Below are 5586 nucleotides of genomic sequence, written 5' to 3'. Positions count from 1 at the left end.
AAGAACGGCCAGGCAGTACCCACAAGGAAAGCATCTTGGAAAAGCGCCGTCCGGGCCGCGAGTCATTTCGGTAAATTCTCACCAGTCAAATAAAAGGACTTAGAATTCCTATGGCGTTTCTAATTCATATCGGTTAGAATAATAGCACTAACGGGGAAATGACCAATTCTGACCGCATTCGCATATTAATCGTCGAGAACGAGGGCCTCGTGGGCTGTGACATGGCCACGACTCTTGGCAAACTCGGCTATGTGGTGGTCGCCATCTGTGCTTCTGGAGAGGAAGCACTGGAACGCTTGGACGAGTTTCGGCCTGATCTGGTCTTGATGGACGTTCACTTGGCGGGGCAGATGGATGGGATTGACACTGCCCGTGAGCTGCAGAGCCGCAGCCGTGTGGCCATCGTCTATGTGACTGCCTGTGCGGATCTGGACACTGTGGCCCGTGCCCGCCAAACGCACCCGCATGGCTACTTGCTCAAGCCTTTCAATCACGACGAACTTCGCCTGGCCGTAGAAGTGGCTGCGCAGCGCCATTTTGAAGAGAACGAGCGTCAGCGGCGTGAGCACAGCTACTTTGAGGCTTTTCAAAGCCTGGCCGATGGCGTGATCGCCGCGGATCTGTCTGGAGGCGTGGTGTTCATGAACCCCTCCGCCGCCCGTGCCACGGGCTGGAATGCGCAGGAAGCCGTGGGCCGCTCCTTGAACGAAGTCTTTCGTATCTATCAGAGCACTGGAGAGCCGGCCGAGATTCTCTCTGCGGAGTCAGCCACGCAAGCCGCCGAACGCACGGTTTATCTCACGACCCTGGCGGGTGAACGCGTGCCGATCCAAGACCGTACGGCACCGCTGCGTGATGCGCAGGGCCAGCTGACCGGGCTCATCATTCTTTTCCGAGCTGCGGCTGTGCCCGCGCCGGTGGAAGCAACGCCTCTCCCGAACCGCAGCACTGCGCCGCTGGTGGATGTGGTCGAAAGCATTTCCGACCCGCTGTTTGCGCTGGATGCCCGCTGGCGGGTGACCTATGCCAACGCGAGCGCCCTGCGCCTTTTTGACCGCAACCTGCAGAACATGCTGGGGCTTTCGTTGTGGGACATCATGCCAAGCGCCACGCGCGAGCTGCATCATGAGGCCTTTGCCCATGCCATGCTGCACCGTGAGACGGTGAACCGTGAGCTTTACCTCGACGAAAAACAGATCTGGCTGGAACTGCGCGGTTACCCCTTTGGGGAAGGCCTGCTGCTCCTGGTGCAGGACGTGACGGCCCGGCGTGAAGAAGCGGAGCGCCGCAACCGCATCGACCGCCTGGAATCACTCGGGCTGCTGGCGCGTGGCTTTGCCCACGATTTCAACAATCTGCTCACCGTGCTGCTGGGCAACATCTCGCTGGCCGAGATGCGCCTGCGCAATGCCATCACCCTGCCTGAACTGCACACGGCCAAACAAGCCACGCTGCAGGCGCAGAATCTTGTGCAGCAGCTGCTGACCTTCGCCCGTGGTGGTGCACCGATCAAAACACAGATCCGCCTTGGCGATCTCATCGAGACCTTCTTTACGCATCATACCCGTGCGAATCGCGTGGAGTACCGGATAGAAATACAGCCCGGTTTGCCTCAGATCGCCATTGATGGTGCTCAAATCCGCCGCCTGCTGAGCAATCTGATCCGCAACGCCGAACAGGCGCAGCCGAACGGCGGTGAAATCACCGTGCGCTGCTTTGCTCCTGATCACGCCGAGATGTTCCCGGGGGAAATGGTCACCGACACGAACTTCCAGCCTTCCGGCCTCGCCATCGAAGTCGAAGACAAAGGTGAAGGCATCACGACGGAGCATCTGCCGCACATTTTTGAGCCGTACTTCAGCACCCGCAAGGCTGACAACGCGACTGGCCTGGGCCTCACGGTCTGCGAATCCATCGCCAAAGCCCACGGTGGCTCGCTGACCGTCAGTTCCGAGCATGGCAAGGGAACCACGGTGCGCTTCTACCTGCCGCTGGATTCTGATGGTGAAGAAGCCGATGCCTTTGGCCTCAGCAAGGTGTTCGACGCGGCACCGGAACTGAACGCCGCCAATCCGCGCATCTTGGTGCTGGAGGATGATCCACTCGTGCGCTCGTTGATTGTCCGCAATCTCACTGGCAACGGCTTCGATGTCGCTGAGAGCTCTGAAGGCAGTGAAACGGTGCGCATGTATCAGGAAAGCGTGACTCAGGGCCGGGCCTTTGACCTCGTCATTCTGGACCTCAGCATACCCAATGGCATGGGTGGTGTGCGTGCGATGGAAAAACTTCGTGCCATCGACCCCGAAGTCTTTGCGATCGTATCCAGCGGCTACTCAGATGATCCGGTGATGGCCAATCCAGCCGCCTACGGCTTTGCCGCCGTGCTGCCAAAGCCCTATGAGCCTGCCGACATGCTGCGGCTTGTGCGCAACATCCTCGCGACACGTGGCATCCGCCGCGCTTCGTAAGCGGGGCTTGCGTTGACAAGTGCGTCTGGTTTGAGAAAGAACCTGCATGCGCGAACAGGACCTTCTCGACAAGCTCAGCAAAATCGAGCGGCTCTATGCAGGCGCTGCGACTCTCGGTGAGAAAGAAGCCGCCGCCGATGCCATCCTGCGCATCAAACGACGACTCGGTGAGACCGCCAAGGTCGAGCGGCCCATTGAGTACAAGTTCACCCTTGCCGATGGATGGTCGAAAAAACTCTTCACCGCGCTGCTGCGCCGGTATGAGCTCAGGCCGTACCGCTATGCGCGTCAGCGGCGAACCACGGTCATGGTCCGAGTGCCGCGCAGTTTTGTGGACGAAACGCTCTGGCCTGAATTTCTGGAACTCAGCAAGGTACTGCAAACCTACCTCGATGAAGTGACCGAGCGCGTCATCTCGGGTGCCATCCATGCGAATGAAGGCGAGGAAGAGGTGATCGCTGGTGAGTATCTTGGGTGAGGCATTTTAGAATTGTTGTGCGGCCCCTGGGAGGATCTGTTGACGTAGGGGGATATCTTGCGCGTGTGTCTGGGGTGATGGGGTAGGGCTGGTCGACGGGCAGGAGTGCCCATCGTACTTCTGCGTTCGAAGACTTGAGCGCCGGTGGGATTGCGTTTTTGTTTATGATGCTTCAGGGCGGGCTACCTGCCGTCCTGCCACAGGATGCGTGTGGCATAGACGCTGTTGTCAGCGCCATACTTGTTGTCGGGCTTGATGACGATGTCAGGGCCGTTCTTCTGCATCCACTCGGCCACGGTGACCCAGGTTTCGTTTTCACTGACCTCGCACACGCCGAAGTTTCCGAGTCGTGCGCCGCGTTCAGGCACCAGGATGCGTTCGGTTTCGCGTTTCACGGTGAGGCTGGCCTTGTCCACCTCCGCCATGAACAACGGGGCGCGATGGCGAAAGACGTGATCGTTGTTCGCACCTTTGCGGGTGTAAACGAGGTAGAGATGATCTTTGTGCGCCACCCAATGCTGCTGGGTGTTGTAGTTGCCCAGATCGCCGCCATCACTCCAGTCCCAGCGTTTCGGTTCGCTGAAGTGCAGGCCGTCATCGCTGACACACACGTAGCCTGCGGTGTCGTTGCGCAGGGTCAGATAAAATTTCCCCGCGCAGCGGATCAATGACGGTTCATACACACCGCGTCCGGATTCCAGTGCCAGGTCATTGCCTTGTTCAATATAGCGCAGTGTGCTGCCGTCAAAGCTGCAGCGCAGCACGGTGACGCGGTAGTATTTATCTCCTTTGGCTTTGAAGTAGATGGGCAGCAGGATGTCGCCATTCTCCAAATCCACCCGCTGCACACAACCTGCGCCTGCATTTTCAAATTTCGGGTCTGCGGGCATCGGCAACGTGGCCCATGGCGTCCAGGTGGACTTCTGCGGATCGTAGACGGAGAAGCAGGTTTCGCGGGGGCGTTCGTGAATGACCTTGTCGTCAGAATAACGCACGGTGTGGCCGATACCGAGGAGTTTGCCTGACCTGGCATGCCACTTCGGGGTGAAGTCACAGGCGGCTACGATCACGCCAGCCGGTTCCTCACGCCGGCCCAGGGTTTTCGTGTGCTCGACCGGCCGGGTCCACGTCTTGCCGAGATCGGAGGTGCTGACATGGTTCAGCGCATAAAACACATCGCTGCCCGTGAGCAGCAGTTTCTGCATGGTCAGCACGACCTGCGGAGGGCTGCCGGGGATGGTGCCTGCACGCGGATGCACCCAGCACATTGTACCGTCGTAACCCTGGGTGATTGTTTCGAGCTTCAGTTCATAGGGCTCGGCGGCGTGCAGCACCGAAACGACGAGCAAGGCAGGTGTCAGCAGACGAATCATGCCCACTCAACGCACTGCAGCTGCCGGGTCCTTCGACTTTTGCGTGTCCCATAGGAGCTTCATGGCGAGGACGCCGAGCCACGGGGCGAGACCTGCCATGGCCATGCCGAGATCAAAGGACTTCGTTTCATCCACGAGCCGACCAAAGAGCTTGTGCATGGGGGATGACACCGCCCACACCCAGGTGCTGAGCAAGCCTGTGAGCCTTCCCACGTGCCGGTCTGAAAGCTCCTGCACAAAGCTGTAGTAGCACGGGAACAAGGCCAGCGCACCGGCACCGACGATGAGGATCGCCCCCATGAGCGGCCAGCCTTTGGGCAGCCAGAGCAGGAGCACGCTGAACGACGTCATGAAACAAGCGCCTGCATACACCCAACGCCGTGCGCCGTGTGCGGAGATGGTGAACCGCCGGGCGAGCCAGAGTGAGATGATCCCTGCGGCGATGCAACCGATGTCAGTGCCGATGTAGTAGGCGGAATTGAAGGCGAGGGCTTCCGTCTCCGAGTAGCCACGGCCTTCCTGCATGAACTTCGGCAGCCACACGCGGAAGAGATGCCAGCAGGTCTGCGCACCAAAGATCAAAATGGCCAGCGCCCAGAAGCGGCCGCCCAGCAGAATGCCCCACATGCTCTCGCGTTTCGATGGATCATCCTCCACCACCACATCCAGATCATTTTTGCGCATGGACACGAACCAAAGCACCACCCATAACAGTCCGATGTAGCCGATGGCTTCAAAGGCCAGACGCCAGCTGGAAAGCTCGTCCGTCATGAGCCAGATCATCAGCGGGGGCGTCACCACAGCGCCGATGGACGCGCCGCTTTGCAGCACGCTGTTTCCCATGGTGCGGTCCTTTGGCTGCAGCAATGCGAACGTCGTCTTCAATGCACACGGCCAATGCCCTGCTTCAAAGAAGCCCAGCAGCACGCGGCACGTGAGCAACGGCCAGTAGCCTTCCGTTTGCGCCGAGGCGATTCCCATCAGCGACCAGCCGCTGAGCACCACTGGATAGAGCCAGTAGATGCGAAAGCGATCCGCGAGGAACCCGAAGACCAGAGATCCCACTGCGAAGGCCCAGCCGAAGGCCAGCTCCATGTCGCCATACTGCTCCTGCGACAGATGGAACTCCTTCGTCACCCGCGTCGAGGCATTCGCCAGCGTCTGGCGGTCCATGTAATTGATCGTCGTGGCCAGCAGCAGGAGGCCGCAGAGGTACCATTTCCAGAGGGAGGAGCGGGGAGTGGGCATGTAGGTGAGTACGGAAGCA

At 59.6% G+C, this 5586-nt stretch carries 4 protein-coding genes; 2 read left to right on the top strand and 2 right to left on the bottom strand.

The window, feature by feature from the left end:
- Positions 1–158 precede the first annotated feature (158 nt).
- Together ACIREA_RS25435 and ACIREA_RS25430 are read left to right on the top strand one after the other, a co-directional pair.
- Positions 159–2468, top strand: a complete 2310-nt coding sequence (locus tag ACIREA_RS25435) for a response regulator (RefSeq protein WP_397385131.1) — start codon at positions 159–161, stop codon at positions 2466–2468.
- 46 nt (positions 2469–2514) lie between these two features.
- Complete coding sequence (locus tag ACIREA_RS25430; protein WP_397385130.1) at positions 2515–2946, top strand: hypothetical protein; 432 nt, start codon at positions 2515–2517, stop codon at positions 2944–2946.
- A 182-nt stretch (positions 2947–3128) separates the two neighbouring features.
- Here ACIREA_RS25430 and ACIREA_RS25425 read toward each other — a convergent pair whose 3' ends face one another.
- Both ACIREA_RS25425 and ACIREA_RS25420 read right to left on the bottom strand, forming a co-directional pair.
- Complete coding sequence (locus tag ACIREA_RS25425) at positions 3129–4319, bottom strand: sialidase family protein (protein ID WP_397385129.1); 1191 nt, start codon at positions 4317–4319, stop codon at positions 3129–3131.
- Positions 4320–4325: 6 nt separating this feature from the next.
- A partial coding sequence (locus ACIREA_RS25420; RefSeq protein ID WP_397385128.1) for an MFS transporter occupies positions 4326–5586 on the bottom strand: 1261 nt, incomplete at its 5' end.

The sequence above is a fragment of the Prosthecobacter sp. genome, from assembly GCF_044373815.1.
Classification (GTDB): domain Bacteria; phylum Verrucomicrobiota; class Verrucomicrobiia; order Verrucomicrobiales; family Verrucomicrobiaceae; genus Prosthecobacter.
This window is presented reverse-complemented; position numbering and strand designations above follow the sequence as displayed.